This is a genomic window from Micromonospora sp. HNM0581 (assembly GCF_012726175.1).
GTDB lineage: Bacteria > Actinomycetota > Actinomycetes > Mycobacteriales > Micromonosporaceae > Micromonospora.
Map to the genome: position 1 here is coordinate 319,480 of NZ_JAASAD010000002.1, position 25,866 is coordinate 345,345.

General features: G+C 70.1%; 23 protein-coding genes and 1 pseudogene. 11 read left to right on the forward strand and 13 right to left on the reverse strand.

Annotation, left to right across the window (positions count from 1 at the left end; genetic code table 11):
• Window positions 1-247: 247 nt before the first annotated feature.
• Complete coding sequence (locus tag HCA58_RS04360) at window positions 248-904, reverse strand: C39 family peptidase (protein WP_169596437.1); 657 nt, start codon at window positions 902-904, stop codon at window positions 248-250.
• Window positions 905-1,281: 377 nt separating this feature from the next.
• Here HCA58_RS04360 and HCA58_RS04365 point away from each other — a divergent pair, with 377 nt between their 5' ends.
• Window positions 1,282-2,955 carry a right-handed parallel beta-helix repeat-containing protein gene (locus HCA58_RS04365; RefSeq protein WP_169596438.1) on the forward strand — a complete coding sequence of 558 codons (1,674 nt, stop codon included), beginning with the start codon at window positions 1,282-1,284 and terminating at the stop codon, window positions 2,953-2,955.
• A 6-nt stretch (window positions 2,956-2,961) separates the two neighbouring features.
• On the opposite strand, the gene HCA58_RS04370 is transcribed toward HCA58_RS04365, so the two are convergent.
• Complete coding sequence (locus tag HCA58_RS04370) at window positions 2,962-3,141, reverse strand: hypothetical protein (RefSeq protein ID WP_240955472.1); 180 nt, start codon at window positions 3,139-3,141, stop codon at window positions 2,962-2,964.
• Between the two features lie 19 nt (window positions 3,142-3,160).
• Between HCA58_RS04370 and HCA58_RS04375 the strand changes: the two genes are divergently transcribed.
• Together HCA58_RS04375 and HCA58_RS04380 are read left to right on the forward strand one after the other, a co-directional pair.
• The gene (locus tag HCA58_RS04375; protein ID WP_169596440.1) at window positions 3,161-3,820 is read left to right on the forward strand and encodes a hypothetical protein; all 660 of its coding nucleotides are present in this window, start codon (window positions 3,161-3,163) and stop codon (window positions 3,818-3,820) included.
• Between the two features lie 37 nt (window positions 3,821-3,857).
• Window positions 3,858-4,247, forward strand: coding sequence for a hypothetical protein (locus HCA58_RS04380; RefSeq protein ID WP_169596441.1), 390 nt, complete (start codon window positions 3,858-3,860; stop codon window positions 4,245-4,247).
• A gap of 266 nt (window positions 4,248-4,513) precedes the next feature.
• Here HCA58_RS04380 and HCA58_RS04385 read toward each other — a convergent pair whose 3' ends face one another.
• On the reverse strand, window positions 4,514-4,846 hold the full coding sequence (locus tag HCA58_RS04385) for a hypothetical protein (RefSeq protein ID WP_169596442.1): 333 nt from the start codon (window positions 4,844-4,846) through the stop codon (window positions 4,514-4,516).
• On the opposite strand from HCA58_RS04385, the gene HCA58_RS04390 reads away from it, so the two are divergent.
• Both HCA58_RS04390 and HCA58_RS04395 read left to right on the forward strand, forming a co-directional pair.
• Window positions 4,830-5,204 (forward strand): hypothetical protein, encoded by a 375-nt coding sequence (locus HCA58_RS04390; protein WP_169596443.1) that lies wholly within the window; start codon window positions 4,830-4,832, stop codon window positions 5,202-5,204. The two genes, HCA58_RS04385 and HCA58_RS04390, sit on opposite strands and share 17 nt — an antisense overlap.
• A gap of 144 nt (window positions 5,205-5,348) precedes the next feature.
• On the forward strand, window positions 5,349-6,041 hold the full coding sequence (locus HCA58_RS04395) for a cellulose binding domain-containing protein (RefSeq protein ID WP_346775861.1): 693 nt from the start codon (window positions 5,349-5,351) through the stop codon (window positions 6,039-6,041).
• Between the two features lie 290 nt (window positions 6,042-6,331).
• Here the strand turns inward: HCA58_RS04395 and HCA58_RS23325 are convergent.
• The 4 genes and pseudogenes from HCA58_RS23325 to HCA58_RS04410 all read right to left on the reverse strand — a co-directional run.
• Window positions 6,332-6,943: pseudogene (locus tag HCA58_RS23325) on the reverse strand (Tn3 family transposase); the annotation flags it as partial.
• Between the two features lie 233 nt (window positions 6,944-7,176).
• A complete protein-coding gene (locus HCA58_RS04400; protein WP_169596445.1) occupies window positions 7,177-8,859 on the reverse strand; it encodes a hypothetical protein in 1,683 nt (560 codons plus the stop codon).
• A gap of 324 nt (window positions 8,860-9,183) precedes the next feature.
• Window positions 9,184-10,758 carry a right-handed parallel beta-helix repeat-containing protein gene (locus HCA58_RS04405; protein ID WP_169596446.1) on the reverse strand — a complete coding sequence of 525 codons (1,575 nt, stop codon included), beginning with the start codon at window positions 10,756-10,758 and terminating at the stop codon, window positions 9,184-9,186.
• Window positions 10,759-11,123: 365 nt separating this feature from the next.
• Window positions 11,124-12,605, reverse strand: a complete 1,482-nt coding sequence (locus HCA58_RS04410; protein ID WP_169596447.1) for an aminopeptidase P family protein — start codon at window positions 12,603-12,605, stop codon at window positions 11,124-11,126.
• Between the two features lie 133 nt (window positions 12,606-12,738).
• On the opposite strand from HCA58_RS04410, the gene asnB reads away from it, so the two are divergent.
• Window positions 12,739-14,700: an asparagine synthase (glutamine-hydrolyzing) gene (asnB, locus tag HCA58_RS04415; RefSeq protein ID WP_169596448.1), complete on the forward strand. Its 1,962-nt coding sequence runs from the start codon at window positions 12,739-12,741 to the stop codon at window positions 14,698-14,700.
• 57 nt (window positions 14,701-14,757) lie between these two features.
• Here the strand turns inward: asnB and HCA58_RS04420 are convergent, their stop codons facing one another.
• Entirely contained in the window at window positions 14,758-15,852 is a 1,095-nt protein-coding gene (locus tag HCA58_RS04420) for a lytic polysaccharide monooxygenase (RefSeq protein ID WP_169596449.1), read from the reverse strand.
• A gap of 400 nt (window positions 15,853-16,252) precedes the next feature.
• Between HCA58_RS04420 and HCA58_RS04425 the strand changes: the two genes are divergently transcribed.
• Window positions 16,253-17,188: a PfkB family carbohydrate kinase gene (locus HCA58_RS04425; protein WP_169596450.1), complete on the forward strand. Its 936-nt coding sequence runs from the start codon at window positions 16,253-16,255 to the stop codon at window positions 17,186-17,188.
• Window positions 17,189-17,227: 39 nt separating this feature from the next.
• Here HCA58_RS04425 and HCA58_RS04430 read toward each other — a convergent pair whose 3' ends face one another.
• Both HCA58_RS04430 and HCA58_RS04435 read right to left on the reverse strand, forming a co-directional pair.
• A complete protein-coding gene (locus HCA58_RS04430; protein ID WP_169596451.1) occupies window positions 17,228-18,061 on the reverse strand; it encodes an MBL fold metallo-hydrolase in 834 nt (277 codons plus the stop codon).
• The gene (locus tag HCA58_RS04435; RefSeq protein WP_169596452.1) at window positions 18,058-18,462 is read right to left on the reverse strand and encodes a hotdog domain-containing protein; all 405 of its coding nucleotides are present in this window, start codon (window positions 18,460-18,462) and stop codon (window positions 18,058-18,060) included. The genes HCA58_RS04430 and HCA58_RS04435 overlap by 4 nt, the downstream gene beginning before the upstream one ends.
• 108 nt (window positions 18,463-18,570) lie before the next feature.
• Between HCA58_RS04435 and HCA58_RS04440 the strand changes: the two genes are divergently transcribed.
• Window positions 18,571-19,617, forward strand: coding sequence for a phosphatase PAP2 family protein (locus tag HCA58_RS04440; protein ID WP_169596453.1), 1,047 nt, complete (start codon window positions 18,571-18,573; stop codon window positions 19,615-19,617).
• 97 nt (window positions 19,618-19,714) lie between these two features.
• Here the strand turns inward: HCA58_RS04440 and HCA58_RS04445 are convergent, their stop codons facing one another.
• The 3 genes from HCA58_RS04445 to HCA58_RS04455 all read right to left on the reverse strand — a co-directional run bounded on the left by HCA58_RS04445 (window position 19,715) and on the right by HCA58_RS04455 (window position 22,170).
• Window positions 19,715-21,025, reverse strand: coding sequence for a PH domain-containing protein (locus tag HCA58_RS04445; protein ID WP_169596632.1), 1,311 nt, complete (start codon window positions 21,023-21,025; stop codon window positions 19,715-19,717).
• Window positions 21,026-21,270: 245 nt separating this feature from the next.
• Window positions 21,271-21,801: a PH domain-containing protein gene (locus tag HCA58_RS04450; RefSeq protein WP_169596454.1), complete on the reverse strand. Its 531-nt coding sequence runs from the start codon at window positions 21,799-21,801 to the stop codon at window positions 21,271-21,273.
• Between the two features lie 108 nt (window positions 21,802-21,909).
• Window positions 21,910-22,170 carry a hypothetical protein gene (locus HCA58_RS04455; protein WP_169596455.1) on the reverse strand — a complete coding sequence of 87 codons (261 nt, stop codon included), beginning with the start codon at window positions 22,168-22,170 and terminating at the stop codon, window positions 21,910-21,912.
• A gap of 235 nt (window positions 22,171-22,405) precedes the next feature.
• On the opposite strand from HCA58_RS04455, the gene HCA58_RS04460 reads away from it, so the two are divergent.
• Genes HCA58_RS04460 through HCA58_RS04470 form a run of 3 tightly spaced genes read left to right on the forward strand, consistent with a single transcriptional unit; the run spans window position 22,406 to window position 25,454 of the window.
• Window positions 22,406-23,512 (forward strand): MoxR family ATPase, encoded by a 1,107-nt coding sequence (locus HCA58_RS04460; protein WP_169596456.1) that lies wholly within the window; start codon window positions 22,406-22,408, stop codon window positions 23,510-23,512.
• Window positions 23,491-24,507, forward strand: coding sequence for a DUF58 domain-containing protein (locus HCA58_RS04465; protein ID WP_169596457.1), 1,017 nt, complete (start codon window positions 23,491-23,493; stop codon window positions 24,505-24,507). The genes HCA58_RS04460 and HCA58_RS04465 overlap by 22 nt, the downstream gene beginning before the upstream one ends.
• Window positions 24,504-25,454, forward strand: coding sequence for a VWA domain-containing protein (locus HCA58_RS04470; protein WP_169596458.1), 951 nt, complete (start codon window positions 24,504-24,506; stop codon window positions 25,452-25,454). Before HCA58_RS04465 ends, HCA58_RS04470 begins: the two co-directional genes overlap by 4 nt.
• Window positions 25,455-25,866: the final 412 nt, after the last annotated feature.

Genomic DNA, 25,866 nt, shown 5'->3' on the forward strand with positions numbered 1-25,866 from the left:
CCTGAGCAGTCTTTCGTACTGGTCGGGGTGCTGCCGTGGTTAGGCCACACTTACCGCCGGTACGCACCGTCAACAAAACCGTACGTCCGTCTTGCTATTCACGCAACCTGGCGGACGGCATCGTCGAGATGGTGCCGCCTCGTCCGTGCCGACCGGCACCTCTCCAGACAGCGGGCGCGGCGGGACGCGTGGGTACGACGAAGGGCCGCCCCCGGGTGGGGGCGGCCCTTCGCGACGGATCATTCGGTCAGGAGGTGGCGTAGCCGCGGGTGGCGATCCAGTTGGCCAGATCCTCGGTGGTCAGCCAGTAGGAAGCCTGGTTCGGGTCGGCCGAGTCGGCGATCTTCACCTGCTCACCGCCGTCGCGGTAGCCGACGACGCTCACGTAGTGCCCACCCTCGAAGCTGTGGGCGGTGCCGTCGGTGTCGGTGGCGGTGCCGGCGATGTTGGCGACGACGGCCCGTCCGGCGTCCACTGTGTGCACGACATCTTCGCGCAGCTTGTCGGCCTGAGCGGTGTCGGCCTTGGCGCCGGAGATCTCGACGGAGCGGTACACGTCCTCGCCGGTCTCCTTGTTCAGCACCGGGGTGATGTCGTTGATGGAGTCGGTGCCGGCCTCGGTGGTGCCCATGCGTTCGGCCATGTCGTGCTGGTCGATGTCCTTACCCTGCACCGACAGGGCGTTGCGGGTCGCGGCGGGTCCGCAGTAGTAGAAGGTGTCCTGGGCCTGGTACCGCACGTCGAGCTGACGCTCGCCGCCGGGCTTGCGCTCGGCTTGCACCTGGGCGACCGGTGCGGTCGCGGGGGCGGCCTGGGCGGCGACGGCGGGGCCGGCGATGCCACCGGCGGTGGCGGCGGCTGCGGCGATGGTCAGGGCGGTCCTACGCAGGATGGTGGTAGCCATGATGATCTGCACCTTTCGTCCGGGGGTGCGCGTCGGCTCCGGCCCGCTGGGGGATGCGGGTGGCCGTCGCGGGAAAGGGAGATGTGCTACTCGGTCGTCCTCGCGGTTACGCCCTGTACAACCGTCGGACCTGTCCCGCGATTCCGCCAACGCGGTGACCGACGTCACCACACAATACCTTATACCGGACATTCATTGCATATGCGCCCGCCCGCCCGCCGCGCCGCACGCCACCCCGTCTGGCTGTCCGGCTGTCCGCCGGCCCGGTTGCTCGATCTGGTGCCGGGTGAGCCGGTGGGACGTACACGACGAGGCGTTTCCGGCACCGGCGACGGGGAAAGCCGCAGCCGTCGAAAGCCACGACCGAGGGAGGGGCTGTGCCGCAGCAGGGTCGAGTGATCGCCACCCGCGAGCGTCCGTCACCCGTGGCCGGGGCGCCCCTGTGGTGTGACGCGCAGGACTTCGGACTCCGGGGTGACGGCGTAACGAACGATCAACCCGCGCTGTCCGCACTCGTCGACCGCCTCGGTGAGGGATACGCAGCAGACGGCCGGGCGCGCGTCATCTACTGCCCGCCGGGGATCTACTCGATCCGGGACGCCGGCACGATCTGGCGCAGCGGGGTGTCGCTGATCGGGGCGGGGCCAGGCGCGACCCGGTTCATGTTGAGTAACGAGGGCAACCGTGCCGCCCCGACTCCACTCGCCTACTGGACCACGGTGCAGCACGGCGCCGACCGGGAGCGCCACATTGCCGACTGCACCTTCGCCGACTTCGAGATAGACGGCTCAGGTGTGGCGATGGCCGAGTACAGCTATCTGGCCAAAGGGCTCGGACTGCAGTACGTCGTGCGGGGTGTCTTCCGCAACCTCTACATCCATCACACCGGTGCCACCGGCCTCGGCTGCGACTTCCTCCAGGACACCCTGATCGATGGCGTCGTGGTGGTTGGCTGCGGTCGGCTGGACAACGGCGAGGAGATGGGCGGCGCGGGCATCGGCATCGGCATCGGCGGCTGGGGTGCGGTGGAGCGCTGCACCATCAGCAACTGCACCACCCTCGGCAACGGCACCAACGGGATCTTCCTGGAGTTGCAGAAGCCGCACTGGACGCCTCCACGCGGGTACCGCATCGTCGGCTGCCACAGTCAGGCCAACCGGTTCGGCATCTCCGACTGGGGCGCCGACGGGCTGATCGTCTCTGCCTGCACGCTCACCGAGAACCTGGAGGCCGGGTTCGACGTTTCGGCCAACGGCACGGCCGGTATCGCCGGGCGGGGTGGCATCCTCAGCGACTGCGTGATCGACCGTAACGTCCGTGACGGCATCAGCGTGGGCAACACCCCCGGGTCGTACACGATCCGGGGCAACCGGATCAGCGGCAACGGCTGGTACGGGTACCACCAGCACGATCTGGGCAACGGCTACGAGGGTCCGGCATCGGACGTGGTGATTGACAACAACGAGTTCTGGGACAACGGTCTCGACGGGATCCGGGTGGACCGGCCGATGGTCGACGCGACGGTGACGAACAACCGGATCCGGAGCAACGGACGGCAGTGCGCCCCGGCGGCCAGCGGCTCCGGCGAGTCGGTGCGGTACGACCGGCGCGGTGTGTCCGACCGGGCGGCGGTGTGGACGACCGACGGGCACCGCGGGAAGCTGCTCCGAGCGGGGTCCCGACGGGCACTCGTGATCGGCAACACCGGGATGGAGTTGGAGCTTGCCGATCTCCGGCCGGATGCCGCAATCGCGTGGAACGAGGACGTACCGCCACCCGGGACACGCTACGAGTTGCCGGCCGCGGCACCGGTACGGGCCGGGATCACGGTGAACGCCCGTTTCGAGTCCGCGACGGTGCGTGGCAACCGGATCTGGGACAGCCACGACGACCCGACGCAGAGATACGGCATGTGGATCAGCGATCGGGGCGCCTGCGTCTCGTGTCGGATCGAGGACAACGACCTCGCCGGCAACGCCGAGGCGGCGCTGCGGCTGGACACCCGACCGGTCGGCGGCCGGTGGGACCGCAACCACGTCGAAGTGGACTGAGGTAGGTCAGTCGTCAGGGGAGACCGAGTTGGCCTCCGCGTGCCGGACACGCAGCCGGGTCCGGATCTCCTCCGGGGTGTACGCGCGTCGCCGCCGTTCCGCCCGGGCGATCACCACGCCGGAGGCTGCGACACCGGCCAGACCGGCCAAACCGAGGACCTTCCACCACCGCACCCGTCGCCGCATCCGCATAGGGTAGTCCCCTATGAGTATCAGCCTGGACGAGGCGGTGGAGCTGACCCGGACCGGCGATCTGTGGGTCTTCCGTGGCCGCAGCGTGCCCGACCGGGCCATCCAGCTGACCACCAACAGCCCGGTCAACCATGTCGGCATGGCCGTGGTGCTCGACGACATGCCGCCGCTGATGTGGCATGCAGAGCTGGGCCGGTCGCTGCCGGATCTGTGGACCGGCACCCACCAACGTGGGGTGCAACTGCACGACCTGCGGGACGCTGCCTGCGTCTGGGCCAACCGGTACGGCCAACGTGGTTGGCTGCGCCAGCTCGAACCGCCAGCCGACGCGGAGATGGAGCGGTCGGTGCTACGGACAATTGCCCGGCTGGACGGCACACCGTTCCCGTCCACGGCTCAGCTTGTCTGGCGCTGGTTGCGTGGCCGGGTGCCGTCGCCGCGGTCACCGCGGTCGGTGGTCCACCGACCTGCTCCGGCCGCGCGGGAGCTGGCCCTGGAGACCGCGTACTGCGCGGAGGTGGTCGCGGTCACCTACGAGGCGATGGGTCTGTTGCCGGCCGGGCGTCGACCGAACTGGTACGACCCGGGCCGGTTCTGGAGCGGCGACGACCTGGGTCTGCACGGCGGTGTCCGGCTGGGTAGTGAAATCGAGGTGCGGATCCCGCCGCGTTGAGGTTTCGGGCTGATGCGCCCCGGCAATTGCTTGCGGCGTGACCGCTTCCACCGATCTCGACCTGCTCACCGACTTCTTCGACCGGTACGGTGTGGCGTTGATCGTCGGGGACCTGCCGACGATCACCGGTTGTTACGCCCTGCCTGGGCTGGTGGTGGCTGACACCTACAGTTTCTCGTTCAGTTCCGCGGCCGCCGTCGCGTTGTCCTTCGTGGGCGCCGCGCCGGACTACACCGAGCTTGAGTTGGTCGCGGCGCACGCCGGCATCGAGCAGGTACAGCAGGTTTCGTCGCTGCTGGTGGAGGTGGCGGTGCGCTGGGAGTTCCTGGACAGCCAGGGCCGGCAGGTATCCGGTGAACGGTACCGCTACCTGCTGCGCAGCACCGAGCAGGGGCCGGCCATCTGCACCGTCGTGCGAACGGGCTGAACACCGGTACGACGGTGACACCGCCCGGCCACAGGGCGTAGAGGCGTCCGTCATGCCGGCCGGGTCGGACCTCTCTTGCCCCGTCCCCGTTTCGCAGCCGGCTGTGGCCTGACTAGGCTGTCGCGTCGGCGACGACGAGTGGGGACCTCAATGTCAGAGCGGCCGTCCGGTCAAGCGCGTGACGATGTCACGGGGAACCAGATCGGTGATTCCGATGGAGGAGTACCTGCCTCCGGTGACCAGAGTGACGACGCCGCCGGTGGTGGTCACCTGTCCCGGGTCATCGCCTCCGCGCCCTGGGTGGTGGTGCTCGTCGGTGTCGCGGTACTGACGGTGTTGATGGTGGCAGCGCTGCTGTCGTTCCGCGGGCCGGAGCGTCCGGCGGCGTGGACACCGGGCGATCCGATCACCCTGCCCACAGTCACCGGTGGGAGTGCGGAGCCCGTGCCCACGGCACGGCCAAGTGTGTCTCCGGGGGTCTCGATCTCCGCCACGCCGACGGCTTCGGTCACTCCGACCGGCTCATCGACGCCTTCCGGGTCACCGGCACCGGCCGATGACCCGCCGGCCACCACCGCGCCGGTGAGCGACGACGCCACGACCGCTCCCGCCCCGGTGCCGCCGGCGGAGGAGGGTGCGGCCCTGACCGCCAGCTACCAGGTGCAGGACAGCGGCGCGGACTACGTCGAGGCCGGGTTGCTGGTGCGTAACGGTACCGCTCGGTCGGCGGACTGGCAGGTGGAGTTGCGCTTCAACGGCGGGGTCACCGGCATCCGTGCCTCCAGCGGCCCAGGTGTGTCGGTGACCATCAGAGGTAGCGGTTGGTACCTGCTCAGCGGCACCGGACAGTTGGACGCCGGTGCGCAGCAGTCGGTGGATCTGCGGCTCACCAGGTCCGGCGGCGGTGAGCACCCGGCACAGTGCACCGTCAACGGCCTCGCGTGCCGGGTGAACTGATCGGACTGAAAGGACAGTCGGCTATCCGTCGGACTTTCCGCCTCGGCCGTAGATCGTTATCCTTGCCGGGGTCGCCCGCTGAGGAGAGAAATGTCCGGCATGCGTCGCGCTTCTCGTCAATCCCCATTTCCAGGCTCCAATGCGGTGGCGTCTTCACCGTGGATCGTGGTGTCGATCGGTGTCGCCGTCATGCTGGTGCTGTTCGTCATCGCGATCGGCGCGTACCGGGGGCCCGGGCCGAATTTTGAACCGGTGCCGCCGGGAGCACCACCGGTCGCCGCCGCACCGATACCGGAGCGGGCCTCGTCGGCGGGGTGGGAGTTTCCGGTGCCGCCGTCCCTGGCGGTGCCGGGGCTGTCCCCGCGGCGGTCCGACTCACCGAGTCCTACCCCCGACGGGACGCCCGCCCCCGATGCGCCGCCGACCGGAACGGCGTCGGTGGCGGCACCGCCATCACCGGCACCGCCATCACCGGTGCCGGTGCCGTCGGCGTCGACGTCATCGCGTCCGGCGGCGTCCCCGGCATCACTCGATGCGCGCTACCGGATCATGCAGACGTTCCATGGTGGCTTCATCGCCGAGGTGAACATCCGCAACACCTCGCGCAACAACCTGAGCTGGGTGGCCCGCATCGACTATCCGGGTGGCCGGGTGGTGACAGCCTGGTTGGAGGGCGTGCCGCAGGGCACCTTCAACGGCGATGGCGGCGTGCTCACCTACCGCAGCGGGCCGGAGCTGGCACCGGGCACATCCGTGCAGCTGCGTTTCCACATCGAGGCTGGCCGTTCCCGGCCGGCGAGCTGCACCGTTTCGGGACAGGTCTGCGCCGACAGCTGATCGCCTGCTGCCGTCCAGTGTGGGTCGGCCGTGGGCTTCTCCGTCGGTGAAGCGACGTCGGCTGACGCCGCGGATCGCTTGCTTGCGCAAGACACTGCCGCGTAGCGCGGACATTCGCAAGGCATGCAGAGTGTTTCGGCAAGGGCTAGCGTGCGGGCCAATATGGACAGTCCGGCGGCAAGGCAGATCAGGATGAGGGCACGGTCCTCGGCCCCGGCCACCGGGAACGCGGTGGCGTGCGCCTTGGGGACGTCGGCGGCGTGCCGTATCAGGCCCTCCATCATCGCCGCTACCTCCGACGATCCGAACTTCTTCGAGTCGCTGGCGCAGGCGGTGCCGGCGCCCCACCAGCGCGGGTCCCGCTCGCGCAGCGTCGCGCCGACCACCGCGCCGACCACCGCGCCGACCACCGCGGCGATCGCGCGGCGCAGGCCGTCGCGGTTGACGAACAGGTGCCGGGTGCGGCGTAGCCGCGCCTCGGTGACGCCGTGGTCGCCGGAGTGCACGATCCGCTTCACACCGATGTTCGTGCCGAGTGCGAACAGCACCAGCAGCAGCCGCTTGCGTAGCTCGGCAGCTGGCAGGTGGTCACGGGTGGCGATCGACGCGAACTCGGTGTGCAGGCCGGTGAGCCAGTCGGTCTCCTTGAGCACGTCGAGCAGGCTGACCACGCCCCACCGGCGGATCACCTCGTCCTTGAGCGCGTCCAGGTTCGCCGGCACCGGCTGGGCCGGCTGCTTCGACACTGATCCACACCTGGCCCTTGCGGATGCCGATTGTGGTGCCGGCGGCCCGGCCTGCATCGCCTCGGCCCACCTTGCCAGGGACGCATCCAGGCGGGTGCGCAGGGCGGTGACGAACTCGGTCGGGTCGGTCGGCTGCGCGATCGCGGTGTAGTGCATGTCGCGGTGTAGGTCGAAGTCGACCGGCAGGTCCGCCTCCGGGTTGCGCCACGCCCGGGCGCCGACGACCCAGATCTCCCGGCGGCGCAGCGTCGCGGTCTTCGTGCAGCGGTAGTGCCGCGCCGGGAACACGACGCGCACATGCCTCGGCCCCGCCGGTCCGATCCGTGTGGATCGTCCCGGCGGGGCCGAAGTCCCGTCACCTTGGTCCGGCGGAGCCGGCACCGTGTCGATCAGCCGAAGCAGTTCGGGATCGGGGTCGGGATACCGGCGCAGTTGGTCGGCTTGTTGGCCGTGATGGCCGACTTGTCGTCCACTTTCACATTGCTGAGGAAGCTGAACACGCCGCCGGGAGCGAGGGTGGCGAAGTTGTGCGACACCTTCGTCTTCTGCAGGTCGATCTCACCGGCCACGGTGAAGATGCCTCCACCGATGCCCAGCGGGCCGACCGCCCGGTTGCCGCTGATCTCGCTGTGGCGGAAGGTTGCCGCACCGGCGACGTTGAACACGCCGGCACCGAAGAAGCCCGCCTTGTTCTCCACGATCTTGCTTTCCGTGACGTTGGCGATGGCCCGGAAGCCGAGCGCCAGACCGCCGCCGACGCCGGCCGTGGTGTTCTTGGCGACCTCGGCGTGCGCCAGCTCGACGGTGCTGTCGTCGCCCGCGGCGGTGACACCGGCGCCGGCCAGGACAGCGGTGTTGCCGACGATCTTCGTGTACTTCACGGTGGTGTTGCCCTGGATGTCCAGCAGGCCGCCACCGAAACCGAGAGCCTCGTTGCCGGTGATCTCGGCCTTCTCGATCAGGACGGTGCCACCGTCGATGTCCCGCCGGAAGATGAACGCGGCACCGTTGGCCACGCCACCGCCGCCGATGATGGCGTCGTTGTTGAGGACCCTCGACTCGCCGACCCGCAGGACGCCGGCGTTGAAGATTCCGCCGCCGTAGAGGAAGGCGGTGTTGTCGGCGACCGTGGTGTGGTGCAGGCTGGCCTTACCGAAGTTGGCCAGGCCACCCCCGACACCGCCGGCCTGGTTGGCGACGATGTGCGTCTCCTCGAACGAGGCGCTGCCGCCGGGCTGGACGAGTACGCCGCCGCCGTCGTTCGACAACGGGTCGACGAGCGTCGACGGGGCGCTGTCGGCCTTGGCCTTGAGCGCGATGCCCTTCGGCGTGGCCTGGAGCAGCGGCAGGTACTCCTTCTTGGCCTCGGCGGCCTTGGTCGCCTCGACCGAGTTGGAGAACCGTGACCAGACCGCTTCCGGCGTTTCGTTGTTGATCGGCAGTGCCCGGGTCTGGCCGTTCTTGATGGTCAGGCCCTTGACGGTCAGGTTGCCGCCCCGTCCCACGTTGAGGATCCGGAACTCCGCCGCTGTGGCGTCCCGGGTGATCGTGGTGTCGTGTCCCTTGAGGACGACATTCTCGGTGATGACCGGAAGTCCGTTGGGACCGGTGAGGTCGTGGCCGGCGTCGGACCGGGTCAGCTTGTAGGTGCACCCCTTGGCCAGGTTCAGCACCCCGCCGTGGTTCTCGTTGGCGAAGATCAGTGCCTGGATCAGCCTGTCGCTGTCGCAGGGCACATCCTTGCCCTTCTGTGGGGGGACGGGCATCCCCCGGTCGTCGCGGTTGTCCCGGCCGTGGTCGTCGCCGCGGTCGGCCTGCCCGGGTGCGCCCTTCTTGCCCGCAGGTGCTGCGGGTGCCGCGGCAGGCCGGTCTTCGTCCTGGCTGACCTGCTGGGCGGTGGACCACCGCAGGCCATCGGTGCCGACCGCTCCGGCGCCGGTGGCGACTCCGACGGCGGCGATGCTGACCACGCCGGTGAGCCCGGCGACGCCACTGGCCAGCCAGAGCTTACGACGCCGTCTGGGCGTCGCCTCCGGCTCGCTGGCGTTGTTCTTAGCTGCGTAGTTGGACATCGGAGCTCTCTGCCCTCTCGTCGTACCAGACAGGGTCGTCACGCACAGGCGAGCGTCCCCTGCTACAAATCGGTTGTAGCTCCCATAAACACCGTATGAGAGGTTTCCTCGCCTCGGACCCTTATCGGAAAAAAACCCGCATTCGGTACGCGCGCCGTCAGTGGCCCCAGGTCCACGCGCACCGGCACGCCGTGGTGACTTCCGCCCGGAAGGGCGATGAGCGCGGTGACGGAGGGTGGGGCTCCTCCACGCCGCCGTGCGGCACGGAGGAGCCCCTCTATGTGGTGGTGCTGTCCTGTTACCTGTCGCTCGCCTCGACGATGGTCAGCCGAAGCAGCGGTCGGGGACCTGCGGGCTGCCGACGCAGTTGGTCGGCCGGTTACCGGTCACCGCGGACTTCCGGTCGATGTCCACCCGGTCGTTGTCGGTGTGGATGCCGCCAGGTCGGTTGGTGGCCATGTTGTCGGCCACGCTCGTCCGGATCAGCGTGGTCACGCCGCCCAGGTTGGCGATGCCACCGGCGTGGCCAGCCGGCCCCGGCGCCTGGTTGGCCCACACCTCGGAGTCCTGCAGGGTCACCGAGGCTCCGTCGTTCGACAGGCCGCCGGCAGCTCCAGTGGCGGCCACGTTCTCCTTGATGGCGCCGTGGGTGACGACGGCGGTGGAATTCCCGGCGATGCCCAGGCCGCCCGCGTCGTGGGTCGCGAAGTTCCGGGCGACCAGTACGTGTTCCAAACTCAACCGGCTGTCTCCGAGAGCGACCAGGCCGCCGCCGTCGAGGTTGCTGGTGTTGTCGGTGAGTTTGCTCTGGACGGCGGTGGTGTCGCCGCCGTCGACGAAGACACCGCCGCCGAGCGCGCCGGTCCGGTTGTGGCTGATCGTGCTCTTCCAGATCCAGACCGTGCCGCCGGAGCCGTTGATCGCGGAGCCGTTGGCGATGCCGCCGCCCCCGAGTTCCGAGTTGTTGTAGACGATCGTCGACTCCTCGACCCGCAACGTGCCCGTGCTGAACACGCCGCCGCCGAAACCGCCGGCACTGTTCTTCTCCACGGTGCTGTGGCGGATCGTGGTGGTGCCGTAGTTGGCGACACCGCCACCGTTGCGGGCCGCCTGGTTCTGCACGATCCGGGTCTGCTCAAGATCCGCAGTACCACCCCGCTGCACCAGAATGCCGCCGCCGTCGACACCGTCAGCGATGACGGCCGGGACGGTGACGTCCGCTCCAACGGCCCCGGTGCCGGATGCCGGTTCTACGACCGGCGCCGCAGTCACCGTGCTCGGTGCGGTCTGCCCGCCCTTGACCGTCACACCCTTCAGCGTCAGGTGACCACCTCGACCGACGTTGAGGATGCGGAACCGCTCGGCGTTCGCCGCCCGGACGATCCTGCTGTCGTCGCCGGTCAACGTGATCGGCTTGGTGATCACCGGCAGCCCGTTGCCGTCGTGGCTGCGGGTCAGCTCGTACGTGCAGTGCCGAGCCAGGGTGAGTACCGCACCGTGGTTCTGGTTCGCGTGCACGATCGCCTGGATCAGCTTGTCGGTGTCGCAGGGCACCCGGTGGGGCCTGCCCGCGCTGTCACCTCTGCTGTCGTCCTTGCGGCCGACACCCTCACTGCCGGCGCGGGCGTCCGCCGAATCACCGGTGCCCCTCTCGGTCGCGTCGGCCGTCCCGGCGTCGCTGACGTTCTGCCGGGCGTTCGACTGCGCGTCCGTCCGGTCAGACGTGCCGGACCGGTCGTCACGGGCGGCGACTCCGCCCAGGGCGGCCAGACCGACGATGCCGGTCAGGCCGGCGACGCCCGCGGTCAGCCATAGTTTTCGTCGTCGAAGTCCCGGCGGTGCCGCCGGTGGTGGTGCCGGGGGCGGCCCACCGTAGGAAGTGGTCACGTCATCGGACATCAGAGCTTTCCGCCCTTTCTGCTACCAGACTGTCCCGTACAGAGCACCTGGGTGCGAACAGCTACAAATGGGTTGCAGCCTCTGACGACCACCGTATGAGAATGTTCCTCGCTAGAAGGATGAAACAGAAATAACTCCGCATTTGCACCGGATCGGGCATCGCGCTCACCAACCCGGAAGGCCGTGGCCCACACCACTGACAAGGACAAACCACCGGTCCGCAAGACAACCGAAGGCGGACCCCGTACCAGGAGCAACAGTCTGGTCGCTCCGGTGGGATCCGCCCCCTACAGCCGGTTCCGTGGCTCGGACGAGCCACGTGCAACGCGGTCTACACGCATCACCCGATCAGTCGGGCGCCCCGGTCAGCCAGGCAGTCGAGGCCCGGCCTCGCGCTGCTCGGCCAGCCAGGTCTCCACCTCGTCGGCCCGGCGCGGCAGGCCCGCCGACAGGTTCACTGCGCCGGAGGTGGTCACCAGGACGTCGTCTTCGATCCGGATGCCGATGCCGCGTAGCTCCTCCGGCACCAGCTCGTCCTCCGGCTGGAAGTACAGCCCTGGCTCGACGGTGAGCACGTACCCCTCGCCCAGGCTGCCCCCGCGGTACATCTCCTTACGGGCGTTAGAGCAGTCGTGCACGTCGATGCCTAGCATGTGCCCGAAGCCGTGCAACGTCCAGCGGCGGTAGACGGACGAGGACTCGTCCATCGCCTCGTCCACGCTCACCGGCAGCAGCCCCAGATCGGCCAGACCCGCAGCGAGCACCCGCATGCACGTCAGGTGGACGTCCTTGAAGGTCACGCCCGGCTTGATGACGTCGATGCCGGCCTGCTGCGAGGCGTACACGACGTCGTAGACCTGGCGCTGCAACGAGCTGAACCGTCCGTTGACCGGAAGCACCCGCGTCACGTCCGCCGTGTAGAGGTGGCGGCCCTCCACGCCCATGTCCATCAGCAGCAGCTCGCCCGGTCGGGTCGTGCCGTGGTTGTGAACCCAGTGCAGGATCGTGGCGTGCTCGCCGGCGCCGACGATCGAGCCGTAGCCGACGTCGTTGCCGTCGTGCCGGGCCCGCAGCGCGAAGATGCCCTCCAGCAGCCGCTCGGAGACACCCCGGTCAGCCGGCAGCGCCCGGGCCACGTCCTCGAAGCCGCGTACGGTGGCGTCGACCGCCGCCTGGAGCTGGGCGATCTCCCACTCGTCCTTGACCAGCTTCAGCTCCGCCACGGCGCTCGCCAGCTCACGGTCGCGGGTCGGCCGCCCGTCCACCCGCGGTCCGTCCCAGGGCCGCACCGCGGCGTCCACCCGGGCGTCGAAGCCGCGCAGCACCCGGGTACGCGCGGGCGCCAGCTCGGCCAGCACGGCGTCCAGACCGGTCAGGTCGGCGGTGGGTAGGCCCAGCTCGGTCGACTTCTCGGTCAGGGTGTGTCGTCGACCCACCCACAGCTCACCGTGGCGGCTGCGGAAGAACTCGTCGTTCTCCCGTGACGAGCGGGGCCGCATGAACAGCGTGGCGTCGTGGCCGGAGCCGGTCGGCCGCAGCACCAGGACACTGTCCGGGTCGTGGTCACCGGTCAGGTACGCGAAGTCGCTGCCCGGTCGGAACCGGTACTCGGTGTCGTTGGCGCGTACCTTCTCGCCGCCGGTGGGGATCACCAACGTCTCGCCCGGGAAAGCCGCCGAGAGGGCGGCGCGGCGCTTGGCGTAGTTCGGCACCTCCGGGCGCGGTCCGACCGGCAGGGTGGTGTCCCGCCAACCCTGCCGCATGAACGACAGGAACGCCGGTGGGAAGTCCGGGTCGTGCGACTCGGTGCCGTCGGTCGGCTCGCCGTCGGCGCGTTGCTCGGTCATGCCCCGCTCCCTTCGCCTCGTTGCTGGCCCCGACGGTACCGCGAATCCGGGTGCGGGCCAGCCGCCGGTGGCCGTCGCGGTGAGCCTGGCAGTGCCGCGACAGCCGATCAGCACGCGTGGAAAGATGACGGACATGTGCGGACTCCTGGCTTTCTTCAGTGCGCGCGGCGATGCCGCCGCCCACCGCGACAACATCGCCGGGGCGTTGGAATGCCTGCACCACCGAGGCCCGGACGAAACCGGAGTCGAGGTGGTCGGCGACGCCTCCGGCCAGTACGCGGACGGGGTGTTCGCCCACAAACGGTTGGCGATCATCGACGTCGCGCTCAGCCACGAACCGCTGCCCTACGCCGGTGGCCGATACCTGCTGACCTTCAACGGCGAGATCTACAACTACATCGAGCTGCGCGAGGAGCTGATCCGCGACTTCGGAGCCCGGTTCGCCACGAACGGCGACGGCGAAGTCATCGTCGCCGGCTTCCACCACTGGGGCGAGCAGGTACTCACCCGGCTGCGGGGCATGTTCGCCTTCGTCATCTGGGACCGCCAGGAGCGTCGTGCTTTCGGTGCCCGTGACTACTACGGCATCAAGCCACTGCACTATCTGGAGACCGCCGACGGGCTCTACCTCGCCTCGGAGAAGAAGGCCCTGCTGCCCTTCGCCCAGTCGGCGTACGCCGGTGACGCCGGAGTGGACCCGGCGAACCTCAGCCACTACCTGACCTTGCAGTACGTGCCCGAGCCCGGCACTCTGCACCGGGGGATCAACCGGATCGGCTCGGGGGAGTATCTCACCTGGACCCCGGGTGGCCGGCTCGACGTACGGCGCTGGTACCGGCCGGTGTTCCGGCCCGCCCCGATCGCCGACGAGCAGAAGCTCTATCAGGAGATCCGCGAGACGCTGCGCGAGAGCGTACGCATGCACATGCGTTCCGACGTTCCGGTCGGCTCGTTCCTGTCCAGCGGGATCGACTCCACGGCGGTGGTCGCTCTGGCGCGGGAGTTCAACCCGAACATCCTCACCTTCACCGTCGGCTACGACGTGCCGGGCTACTCCGAGATCGACGTCGCCCAGGACTCGGCCCGTCACCTCGACGTCACCACGATCCCGACCAAGATCGGGCCGCAGGACATGATCGAGGCGCTGCCGAAGATCGTCTGGCATCTGGACGACCCGGTCGCCGACCCGGCGCTGGTGCCGCTCTACTTCGTCGCGAAGAAGGCCGCCGAGCATGTCACCGTGGTGCTCTCCGGTGAGGGCGCCGACGAGTTCTTCGGCGGGTACACGATCTACCGGGAGCCGCTCTCACTGAGCGGGGTCAACGGGCTGCCCGACGGGGTGCAGAAGGGCCTGCGGGCGGTCTCCAAGGCCATCCCGCAGGGGGTCAAGGGCAAGAGCTTCCTGGAGCGCGGCACCACCCCGATCGAGCAGCGCTACTACGGCAACGCGCGGATGTTCACCGAGGAGGAGAAGCAGCAGCTGCTTCGCCGCTACGACCCCTCGGTGCGCTACACGGACGTGACCGCGCCGATCTACGCCGAATGCACCGAACTGGACGACGTCACCAAGATGCAGTACGTCGACCTGTACACCTGGCTGCGTGGTGACATCCTGGTCAAGGCGGACCGGATCTCCATGGCGCATTCGCTCGAGGTGCGGGTGCCCTTCCTCGACCGTGCCGTGTTCGACGTGGCAGCGAAGATTCCGGTCGAGCTGAAGCTGCCGCCCCGCTCCGACGCCACCAAGTACGCGATGCGGCAGGCGTTGCAGGGTGTGGTGCCACCAGCCATCGTCAACCGCAAGAAGCTGGGGTTCCCGACTCCTACCCGGGTCTGGCTGCGCGGCGAGATGTACGAATGGGCCCGGCACGTGCTGACCACCTCCGGTGCCGGGGATCTGCTCGATCTGTCGTACGCGCTGCGTCTGCTGGAGGAGCACAAGCGGGAGGAGTTCGACCACTCCCGCAAGGTCTGGACCGTGCTGATCTTCTGCATCTGGCACGCGATCTTCGTTGCGAAGACCCTTGACCCGGGCATCCAGCGCAACCAGTCGGCGCTGCTGACCAAGCCGGTCGTCGGCTCGATGGTGCGCTGACGGCACACACGACGCGGAAGGGGGCCCCGGCCGGGGCCCCCTTCGTGACGCTGCGGGTCAGCTGCTCGAGCAGGTCGCCGTCGGCGTCGCGTTGCTGCCGCTGGCGAGGAAACCGAAACTCGTGCTGCCGTTGGCCGCGACGGTGCCGTTGTACGACACGTTGCGAGCTGTCACCGACGATCCGGACGTGGTCTGGGTGGCGTTCCAGACCTGGCTGATCTGTTGCCCGCCGGGCCAGGTCCACCTGGCGGTCCAGCCGCTCAGCGGCGAGGTGCCGGTGTTCTTGATCTCGACCTCACCCTGGAATCCACCGGACCAGCTGCTGGTCACCTTGACCGTGGCGGTGCAGCCTCCCGGGCCGGGTGGCGGGGTGGTCGGGTTCGGCGGCGGCGTGGTCGGGTTCGGCGGCGGGGTGGTGGGGTTCGGCGGCGGCGTGGTCGGGCTGCCACCGATACCGGTCACCTCACCATTGCCACCGTCGAAGACCACGTCGGAGCAGCCGAAGAAGTTCTCCTGGCTGTCCGAGCGGACCCACCGGGAGTAGATGATGTGCCGGCCGCTCTTGTTCGACGGCAGGTTGCCGGTGAAGTAGTAGTGGCCGTCATTGGTGCCGACCGCACCGCGCTGCGGCGGGTTCGTAACCGTCAGGAACGGCTGGGCCTCCAGGTCGCTCCAGGCCAGCGCCCGGGTCGGGCTCCAGCTGTCCCGGGTGACGTAGAAGTAGAACGTGCCCGGGTGGTGGGCCCAGTTGCTGTACTTGAACTCGATCGACCGGCCCGCCGTCAGGTGCGTCAACGGCCAGTCGTTGCGGGCCAGGTCGTAGCCGCGGAACCCGGTGGCCCCGCCGCTGCACAGCTGCCCGTCCGGGATGAAGCCGGTGGTGCGACCGCCGGCGTCCGAACGCAGCACGCTGAACCAGTTGTAGAGCGAGTTCGTCCCGCTCTGCGCGACGGCGGCGGCGCAGGCCGGGTTGTTCGGCCTGATCTCGCCGGTCTGGGTGAGGCCGTCGCGCCAGCACAGGAAGGTGCGGGCGCCCGGCGTCATCGCCGCGCCGTGCGCGGCGGCCGATTCGGCAGTGGCGGTCACGACGACCGCACCCGCGAGAAGAGTGAATGCCGCGGTGAGCAGCGCGGCCAAACGTGGACGGTGCACTGTGTTCTCCTGACTTGCGGGGCGCGATGCGTGATACGCCCCGCTGAAGGCGCGGGTGACGGGTGCGGTGCCGCCCCCGCTGCTGCGGGCGGATGCGACTACGCGGCGAGCGCGCGGATGGGGACGGATAAGCCCAGCCGGCACGCGGTAGCCAGCGGAGTGTCGACGCGTGATTGCCCTCGCGCGATGTGAAGCCCGGCACCGGTGGACGCGCAGCCCCGCGTCACCTGGCACCACTATCCCACCACGCCGGGTCGCCGCGTGCAATAGTCGCCTCTCGATGTATCGAAGGGTCCGGTGTACGGCGTCCGGGCCGCGCCAATACCGTCGCTCGTACGCCCGGCGCACACCCGCCGTGCCAGCCTGGGCATCACGTACGGCATACGGAAGGGACCTGACGATGGGATACGCGGTGGTGCTCGGCGAAGCACTCGTCGACCTGCTGGACACCGAGTGCGCCGGTGCGCCGGTCTACCGGCAGGCAATCGGCGGTGGACCGCTCAACGTCGCCGTCGGCGTCGCCCGGCTCGGCGGCACGGTGCAGTTCGTCGGGTCACTCGGCGACGATGCGCTCGCCGACCGGATCCGTGCCTTCCTCACCGTCGAACAGGTGGGACTGGCCGGTGCGGTGACCGCGCCGGTGGCGACGACGCTGGCCGTGGCGACCTTCTCCGGCGCGGAGCCGGATTTCCGCTTCTACGGCGAGCCGCCTTCCTACGCACTGCTCGGCCCCGACGAACTCGACGCCACGCTCGTCGAGGGAGCCGACGTGCTCTACTGCGGTTCGATCGTGCTGTTGGCACCGACGACGCTCGCCGCCGCCCGCCGGGCCTGGGCAGCGAGCCGAGGGCTCCGGGTGTTCGATCCGAACGTCCGCCCCCGGCTCCTGACCGGTCCGCGGGCGCTGGCCGGGCTGCGTGAGGTGGTCGCCGAGTTCGCCGCGGGATCCCACCTGGTCAAGCTCAGTGGCGCCGACGCGGAACTGCTCTATCCCGGTGAGCCCGTCGAGTCGGTGGCGGTCCACCTACGGGAACTGGGTGCGGCCACCGTCGTGGTCACCCTCGGGGCGGCCGGTGCCGTGGTGGCCGCCCCGGACGACGACCCGGTACGCGTACCCGCCCCGAAGGTCGACGCTGTCGACGCCACCGGCGGCGGCGACTCGGTGATGGCCGCCCTCGTCGCCGACCTGTTGACCGCCGGTGAGCCGGGTGGACCCTCCGGCTGGCACCAGCGGGTCGGCTACGCCCTGCGCGTTGCCGGACTGGTCTGCGAACGTCCCGGTGGCGCGGTCGCGATGCCGACCCGTGCGGAGGTGAGTCAGCGATTCGGCGACTGACGGACAGCCCGTCCTCACCGGCGACGGTGGTGCAGGGCCTCAGGCGGTGCCGTCGAGTTCGGCGTACCCACGCCGGGCGGCGATCAGCGCCTGACGGGCTGGGAAAGGCGCCTCGGCAGCCACCCGCTCCGGCGGTGCGCCGCCAGTGTGTCCGGCCCGGATCAGCCAGGCCAACTCCACCAGCTGGGCGTGCTGGGCGCGGACGAACTCCGCGTCGACCGGCTCGCCGTGCCCGGGAACGACCACCGTCGACGGTGAGGTCGACCGCGCGAGCTCGGCCAGCGTGTCGGGCCACTGCAACGGGTACGAATCCTCGAACGCCGGTGGGCCGGCCTGCTCCACAAGATCACCGGCGACCAGCAGGTCGGCGTCGGGCACCCACACGACGAGATCGGCATCGGTGTGGCCCCGCCCAGGATGCCGCAGCACCACCGATCGGCCACCGACATCGAGGACCGCCTCGGTACGCACGGTGTGGCTGGGTGCCAGCAGCACGGTCTCCGCCAGTTCGGCGGCCAGCTCCGGATGCCCGGCGTGCAGCTCCGCGTACGCCTCCCGGCGCAGTCGGTCCGCCTCGTCACGGATGGTCGCCGCAGCGAGCTCGTGGGACCAGACCGGGCGGGGCGGATCACCGGCGAGCGTGGCGTTACCGAAGCAGTGGTCGAAGTGGTGGTGAGTGTTCACCAACGTCAGCGCGTCGGTGGTGACCGCCCGTACGGCGACAGCCAGGTCGGCCGCCTGCCCGGCGGTGGACAGGGTATCGACGAGCAGTGCCGCGCCGTCGCCCAGCACCAGGGTGACGTTCACCGCGAGCGCCGGCTCACGCAGCACGAACACCCGGTCGGCGACCTCGACGAACAAGCCCGTCGTCATGTCGCCCCGCCGGCCCGTGCCACGAACCGGTGCCGGTCGACGAGGACCCGCTCCACCCGCCCCTCGGCGATGATCTGCCCGCCCTCGGTGACGGTGATCTCGAACACCAGCCGGCGACGGTCGACGGCGGTGAGCCGGGCATGCGACACGACGGTACGACCCACAGATGTCGCGGCGCGGTGCTCCAACTCCACCCGGGTGCCCACGGTGGTCGAACCGTCGGGCAGGTGGCCGGCGGTCGCGGCGACGGTTGCCGCCTCGGCCAGGGCGAGCACCCGTGGGGTGCCGAGCACCGGGACGTCACCGGAGCCGACCGCCTGAGCGGTGTCGGCGTCGGTGACGGTCAGCTCGACCCGGGCGGTCAGACCCGGGGCAAGGGCTTGCTCCGTCAGCTCCCGCATGGGCACAGCGTAGTGCCCACCGGGACCCGGGCCACGTCACCGGGCAGATGCGCCACGCAGGTGCTCCTGCGTCCGGTCCCGCCCCGGTCGCGGCTAACCTTGTCCGCGATGTCTGCCGTGACCGACCCCCAGCCCTCAGCCTCGACCGAGCCGGCCGCCCGGCCTGACGGTGGCCGCCGCCGTGTGATCGCGATGTCGGTCTGGAGCGTCGCCTTCGTGGCGGGTTGGCTCGTCATCGGCCTGCCCACCGACCCGGTGTACGCGTTCTTCTGGATCTGGGCCGGCACCATCGCCTGGTACTCCAGCCGTCCGTGGCGCAGCCACCTGCAATTCGCCCGGGACTGGGTGCCGGTGGTCCTGCTGCTGGTGGCCTACAACCTCTCCCGTGGGTTGGCCTACCACGACGGGACGGTGCCGCACGCCTACGAACTGATCCTGGCCGACCGGCTGATGTTCGGCTGGGCCATGGACGGCCAGGTACCGACCGTCTGGTTGCAGCAGCACCTCCACCGGCCGGAGGTGCGCTGGTGGGACGTACTCGTCAGCTGGGTGTACTTCTCCCACTTCGTGGCGGCGCTGACCGCTGCTGCGGTGCTCTGGTTGCGCGAGCGCAGCCGGTGGGCGGCGTTCATGCGTCGCTGGTTCTTCCTCTGCGCCACCGGCCTGATCACCTACTTCCTCTATCCGGCCGCGCCGCCGTGGTGGGCAGCGCAGAACGGGCTGATCGAGGAGGTCGCCCGGATATCCACCCGGGGCTGGAAGGCGTTCGGCATGCACGGCGCGGGCAACCTGCTCAACGCCGGGCAGTTGGCCTCGAACCCGGTGGCCGCGATGCCGTCGCTGCACACCGCGTTCGCCCTGTTCGTGGTGCTGTTCTTCCTACCCGGCGTCCGTCGCCGCTGGTGGCCGCTGCTGCTGTCCTACCCACTGGCGATGACCTTCACCCTGGTCTACAGCGGCGAACATTACGTGATCGACGTGCTGGTCGGCTGGGCGTACGTCGGGGTGACCTTCCTGGCGGTCGGTCGGGCCGAGCGCCTCTGGGCCCGCCGCAAGTCCCGTCACATCTCGACCGACCCCGGCGCCCCGCCACCCCCCGCGCCCCAACCCGACCCCGCCGGCCCACCGAAACCTTCCACCCTGTCCACCCGCTGACCGCGCTGGCTCCCCACCGCCCCGCCGAGTCTCGCGGCCCGACCTTCGTCGGCCCGGTCGACACGAGGATGCCGAAGTGCGGGTGGACCGGTCAGGGTCAGCCGACCCTGCGGGCGGCCTGACCTCGGGCGGTCAGCTCCGCCGCCAACTCCCAGGCATCGGCGAGATCCCGGTCCACCGCGGTCGCACCGGCCCCACCCGCGGTGTCGGCGTGTACGGTCGCCAGCCGGAGCAGACGCTGCACCGGCCCCTGCACCACCCGTACGCTCTGCAACCGTGCGTACGGCACGATCGTCAGCTGTCGGGTGAGCAGGCCGGAGCGGACGGCGAGGACCTGCTCGGTCAGGCCGGCACCGAGCACCTGGCGACTCAGCGGGTTGACCCAGCGGGCCCGGGTCGGCGGTGGTCGTAACGGCAGCGACGACAGGGCGACCCCGGGCAGCACCTCGGCGACGATCATTTCGCCGGTCGGTTGGTCACCCACAGGCAGCAACCGGTCCGGCCGGTTACGTTCGTCGGCCTCACCGGCGGCGTAACCGGCGACCTCCAGACGTAGCCGCAGCCAACCCTTCATCCGCCAGAGCAGCGGCCAGGTGACCCGTACGGTCTGCACCCGATGCAACGGGACGGTCTGCGACCTGGTCTCCAACAGGCCGTTGCGGATTCGCAGCCGGTCCTCGTCGCGGGCCAGCTGGAACCGCCAGTCGTCGAGGACCCGCCGGACGGGCTGCAGCAGCACACCGGCCATCGCAGTGAGCGTGCTCGCCACCGCGACGAAGGACCAGGACCCCTCGGACAGGAACTGCGTCGCCACGAAAGCCACCCCGAAGGGCAGCAGGAACGCCTGCGGGGTCAGCAGCTGACTGACCAGCAGATCCCGGTTGTCCACCGCGTGCAGCGGCCGGCCGGGGGGCCGGGGCAGCTCGGCACCGGCCGATGCCGGCTGCGCCTGACCTGCCGGTACCGTGCCGGAGGGCTGACCGGCCAGATGCAGCAGACGCTGCCGCAACGCCGCGGCCTCGGCGACACCGAGATACGCCAGCGGCGCCTCGGTCTTCCCGCCGCCGACCACCTCCAGCCGCAGCTCCGCGAGCCCGGTGAGCTGGGCGAGCAACGGTCGGACCACCTCGACGGCCTGGAGCCGCTCCAGCGGAATCGCCCGACTGCGGCGCCAGAGCAACCCTTCGTGGATGCGCAACTCCCGGCCCACCACCTGGTAGCCGGTGTTGTACCAACTGACCACAGCCAGCACGCTCGCGCCGAGTGCCAGCACGATCACCATGGCGGCGAACCAGCCGAACCCGACCCGCGACAGCGTCGACCACGACAGCCCCGCAATGACCACGACCAACGACTTGGCGCCGTGCAGCGCCGGACTCAACGGATGCAGTCGTTGCCGTGCCGGCATCGCCGTTGCCGGCGGGCCGGCCCAATCGGCGGGCGGCTGCGACGTCAAGGCGGGCGATGGTGACCCGGCTTCCTGGTACGGGCCGAGGAGCGGACCCGCGCCCCGGGGTGCTGTCGCGGTGGGCACCGCCGGCTCGGCTGGCCCCGACAGGCGGCCGGGATCATCGGCACCGGGCGCGTTCTCGACCTCGTCCCGGCCGTCGGCGATCTGTGGGTTCCGGTCCGGTGCCGGGCTGGTGGACCCGCTCACAGCCCTTCCGCCCGGTCCTCGCCGAGCGCAGTCAGGCGGTCCCGCAACCGGGACGCCTCCGCCGGACGCAGTCCCGGCACCCGGGCGTCGCTCGCCGCGGCCGCCGTGTGCAACTGCACCGTCGCCAGGTCGAAGGCACGCTCGAGCGGGCCGGCGCTGACGTCGACGAACTGCATCCGCGAGTACGGGACGATCGACAGCCGGCGTACCAGCAGACCGTGCCGGACCAGCAGGTCGTCCTCACGTTCGGCGTAGCCCCAGGCCCGTACCGCCCGGAAGATGGTCACCGTCCGCCAAAGGGCGAACAGCACGACGGCGCCGAGGGCCGCCCCGAACGTCCAGGAACTGGTCAGCGCCCAACCGACTCCGAGTACCGCCGCGACGACGGCCAGCCCGGCCGCCAACCGGAGCAACTCCACCCAGATCAGATCGGTCGATATCGACTGCCACCGGACAGTGTCCGGCCACGGTTCGAGCGGGTTCGTCGGCGCGGCAGGAAGCGGAACCTCAGCCGCGTCACCGCTCACGGGGCCTGCCTTTCGTTCACGGCTGCGGGGCTCGCGGGCTCACTCCTCGCGCTCACGGGGCCTGCCTTTCGTTCGCGGCTGCGGGGCTCGCGGGCTCACTCCTCGCGCTCACGGGGCCTGCCTTTCGTTCGTACCCGTCCACTCTTCGAGCGTAGGCGATCCCGCCATCGGAGCGACCTCACGGAGGAAGCCCCGTGCGTCGAGGAAAGCGCCGAGCGACGCCCGGTGGGCGGCACAGGCGAGCCACGTCTTGCGCCGTTCGGGTGGGTGCAGCCGGGGATTGTTCCAGCGCAGCGCCCACTGGGCCGGGGCGCGACACCCACGGGCCGAACAGGGCAGCGTCTCTGCGGAGCTGGCGGGGTGGGTCATCCCGCCCAGTCTAGGCCGGCGGGGGAGAGTGAGCGCCGGGCGGCCACGGGGGAAGCCGCCCGGCGACGGATGAATGGTACACACGCTGGGGCGACCTTTGTCCACTGGTGACCGGCGATTCTCCCTCCCGGGACGGCGGGGCGGAAATCGGTCGCTCCCACCGTCGGTACCCAGTCGGGCATGCGAGGCTTGGTACCGCACACGCCGCGACGACTGATCACGCTGTGGAGGACCAGTGGCCCAGCCGACCACGCCCGAAGCCCCGCCGCCCAACGGGGCGCAACCGCAGGCGCCCTCGCCGCCGACCACCCCGGCGCAGGACGCCACCCTGCTGGAGCGGGCGCTGTTCGAGATCAAGCGCGTGATCGTCGGGCAGGATCGGATGGTCGAGCGGATGTTCGTCGCGCTACTCGCCCGTGGGCACTGTCTACTTGAGGGCGTACCGGGGGTGGCCAAGACCCTCGCGGTGGAGACCCTCGCCAAGGTCGTCGGCGGATCGTTCGCCCGGGTGCAGTTCACCCCGGACCTGGTGCCCGCCGACATCATGGGCACCAGGATCTACCGGCAGTCCAGCGAGAAGTTCGACGTCGAGTTGGGCCCGGTCTTCGTCAACTTCCTGCTCGCTGACGAGATCAACCGGGCGCCGGCAAAGGTGCAGTCCGCGCTGCTGGAAGTGATGAGCGAGCGGCAGGTGTCGATCGGCGGTGAAAGTCACCGGGTGCCGAATCCGTTCCTGGTGATGGCGACACAGAACCCGATCGAACAGGAAGGGGTGTATCCGCTGCCGGAGGCACAGCGGGACCGCTTCCTCATGAAGATCATCGTGGGATACCCGACCGACGCCGAGGAACGGGAGATCGTCTACCGGATGGGCGTCGCGGCGCCCGAGCCCACCGCCGTGTTCGACACCGACGATCTGGTCGCCCTGCAACACAAGGCTGACCAGGTCTTCGTGCACAACGCGCTGGTCGACTACGCGGTCCGGCTGGTGCTGGCCACGCGTACGCCGGCGGAACACGGCATGCCCGACGTCGCGCAACTAATCCAGTACGGTGCCAGCCCTCGTGCCTCGCTCGGGTTGGTGCGGGCCACCCGGGCGTTGGCCCTGCTGCGCGGGCGCGACTACGCCCTGCCGCAGGACGTGCAGGACATCGCCCCTGACATTCTGCGGCACCGGCTGGTGCTCAGCTACGACGCGCTCGCCGACGACGTACCGGCTGACCACGTTGTGCACCGGGTGATGTCTACCATCCCGCTTCCGTCGGTGGCGCCTCGGCAGCAGGCCACCCCGCCTGTCGGGGCGGTGGCACCTACCTCGGGGTGGCCTGGGCAGCGGCCGTGACCTCGACCACCCCTCGACCTGGTCAGCCGGACCACGCGGCGGGCACCAACCGAACCGGTGCCGTGCTGTCCCGGCTGCAACTGCTGGTGACCCGGAAACTCGACGGGCTGCTGCAGGGTGACTACGCGGGTCTGCTGCCCGGTCCAGGCAGTGAGGCCGGCGAGTCGCGCGAGTATCGCCCCGGTGACGACGTGCGCCGAATGGACTGGCCGGTGACCGCCCGAACAACCACCCCGCACGTGCGGCGTACCGTGGCCGACCGTGAGCTGGAGACGTGGCTGGCGGTGGATCTGTCGGCGAGCCTGGACTTCGGCACCGGCCGGTGGCTCAAACGGGACGTGGTGATCGCGGCAGCCGCGGCCATCACGCACCTGACGGTGCGGGGCGGCAACCGGATCGGCGCGGTGGTGGGCAGTGGTGCGGATCTGCCCGTGTCGCGGCGCAGCCGGCGCGGCGCAGCCGTGCCGGCGGAACCGGGGCGGCTCGTCCGACTGCCCGCCCGGTCCGGGCGGAAGGAGGCTCAGGGCATGCTGCGCGCCATCGCCGGCACCGAGATCCGGCCCGGGCGCGGTGACCTGGGGGCGCTCGTAGACATGCTCAACCGGCCGCCCCGGCGGCGCGGCGTCGCCGTGGTCATTTCCGACTTCCTCGCCCCGCCGGACCAGTGGGCGCGTCCGCTGCGCAAGCTGCGGGTACGTCAGGACCTGCTGGCGATCGAGGTGGTCGATCCGCGGGAGCTGGAACTGCCCGACGTCGGGGTGCTCCCGGTGGTCGACCCGGAGACCGGCGAACTGCACGAGGTGCAGACCGCCGACCCGAGCCTGCGACACCGCTACGCGGCGGCTGCCGCCGCCCAGCGGGCGGAGATCTCCGCTGCGCTGCGGGCCGCCGGCGCCGCCCATCTGCGTCTGCGTACCGACCGAGACTGGCTGCTGGACGTGGTGCGCTTCGTGGCCGGCCAGCGGCACGCCCGGACCCGAGGAACGACACGATGATTCGACTGCTGCAACCGTGGTGGCTGCTGGCCGTGCTGCCGGTGCTCGCCCTCGCCGCGCTCTACGTCTGGCGGCAACTGCGTCGGCGCGACTACGCGCTGCGGTTCACCAACGTGGACCTGCTGCGAACCGTGGCGCCGAAGGGACTCGGCTGGCGCCGGCACCTACCGGCCACCGCTTTCCTGCTGGCCCTGCTGGTGCTGGCCGGTGCGCTGGCCCGGCCCGCGGTCGACACCCGTGAGCCGCTGGAGCGGGCCACCATCATGCTGGCCATCGACGTGTCGCTGTCCATGCAGGCCGACGACGTACCACCGAACCGGCTGGAGGCGGCCCAGGAGGCGGCCATGCAGTTCGTGGCGGAGCTGCCGGAGACGTACAACGTGGGGTTGGTCTCGTTCGCGAAGTCGGCGAACGTTCTGGTGCCGCCGACCAAGGACCGTCCGGCGGTGACAGGTGCCATCGACGGACTGGTGCTGGCCGAGGCGACGGCCACCGGCGAGGCGGTGTTCACCTGTCTGGAGGCTATCCGGTCGGTGCCGGCCGATGGCGCCTCCGGTATCCCCCCGGCCCGGATCGTGCTGCTCTCCGACGGGTTCCGCACGGCCGGACGGTCGGTGGAGGAGGCGGCGGCCGCCGCCCAGGCGGCGAACGTGCCGGTCTCCACCATCGCCTTCGGCACCGACTCCGGTCATGTCGACATCGGCGGCCAGTTGCAGCGGGTGCCGGTGGACCGGCTCGCCCTGGCCGAGTTGGCCGAAAGCACCGAAGGGTTCTTCTACGAAGCGGCGACGGTGAGCGAGCTGAAGCAGGTGTACCAGGACATGGGCAGCTCGATCGGGTTCCGTACCGAACCGAGGGAGATCACCCAGTGGTACGCCGGCATCGCCCTGCTACTGGCCCTGTGCGCAGGTGCGTCCAGCCTGGTCTGGTCCTCCCGCATGATCTGATCCGGGGCGATGGTGCCGTGCCGGCCGTCGGGTCAATGGTTGCCACTGGCCAGGACGAACAGGACGGCCACCCAGACGGCGGCGAGGGTGAAGCCCAGCGGGGCGACGTAGCGGCTCATGACAGCTCCGACGTGGCGACTCGGCGGCCCGGGCAGAGCGGACCGCGAAAGGGTGGATCAGGACGCGCGCACGTGAAGTCGTGACCGGGCTGCTTCCGGTGTCACCCGACCGGTTCGCCGCCACGGCTCGCGATGCCGGGCGTCGGGGCGGGTGTGCGGAGGAGCGGGCCAGCCAAGGCGGAGCGGGGCTCAGCGTGACTGGCGGTCGGCCCGGCCACGACTGGGAGGATCGCCATCTGGCACAGCGATCACCTCCTGTGGTCGGATTCCGGGGCGACGGGGGCCGCGATACG

What these genes read in the sequence shown, in the direction of transcription:
- HCA58_RS04360 (WP_169596437.1), bottom strand. Translation starts at nt 904, where the DNA reads ATGGCTACCACCATCCTGCGTAGGACCGCCCTGACCATCGCCGCAGCC.
- HCA58_RS04370 (WP_240955472.1), bottom strand. Translation starts at nt 3,141, where the DNA reads ATGCGGCGACGGGTGCGGTGGTGGAAGGTCCTCGGTTTGGCCGGTCTG.
- HCA58_RS04375 (WP_169596440.1), top strand. Translation starts at nt 3,161, where the DNA reads ATGAGTATCAGCCTGGACGAGGCGGTGGAGCTGACCCGGACCGGCGAT.
- HCA58_RS04400 (WP_169596445.1), bottom strand. Translation starts at nt 8,859, where the DNA reads ATGTCCAACTACGCAGCTAAGAACAACGCCAGCGAGCCGGAGGCGACG.
- HCA58_RS04405 (WP_169596446.1), bottom strand. Translation starts at nt 10,758, where the DNA reads ATGTCCGATGACGTGACCACTTCCTACGGTGGGCCGCCCCCGGCACCA.
- HCA58_RS04410 (WP_169596447.1), bottom strand. Translation starts at nt 12,605, where the DNA reads ATGACCGAGCAACGCGCCGACGGCGAGCCGACCGACGGCACCGAGTCG.
- asnB (WP_169596448.1), top strand. Translation starts at nt 12,739, where the DNA reads ATGTGCGGACTCCTGGCTTTCTTCAGTGCGCGCGGCGATGCCGCCGCC.
- HCA58_RS04425 (WP_169596450.1), top strand. Translation starts at nt 16,253, where the DNA reads ATGGGATACGCGGTGGTGCTCGGCGAAGCACTCGTCGACCTGCTGGAC.
- HCA58_RS04430 (WP_169596451.1), bottom strand. Translation starts at nt 18,061, where the DNA reads ATGACGACGGGCTTGTTCGTCGAGGTCGCCGACCGGGTGTTCGTGCTG.
- HCA58_RS04435 (WP_169596452.1), bottom strand. Translation starts at nt 18,462, where the DNA reads ATGCGGGAGCTGACGGAGCAAGCCCTTGCCCCGGGTCTGACCGCCCGG.
- HCA58_RS04440 (WP_169596453.1), top strand. Translation starts at nt 18,571, where the DNA reads ATGTCTGCCGTGACCGACCCCCAGCCCTCAGCCTCGACCGAGCCGGCC.
- HCA58_RS04445 (WP_169596632.1), bottom strand. Translation starts at nt 21,025, where the DNA reads ATGCCGGCACGGCAACGACTGCATCCGTTGAGTCCGGCGCTGCACGGC.
- HCA58_RS04455 (WP_169596455.1), bottom strand. Translation starts at nt 22,170, where the DNA reads ATGACCCACCCCGCCAGCTCCGCAGAGACGCTGCCCTGTTCGGCCCGT.
- HCA58_RS04470 (WP_169596458.1), top strand. Translation starts at nt 24,504, where the DNA reads ATGATTCGACTGCTGCAACCGTGGTGGCTGCTGGCCGTGCTGCCGGTG.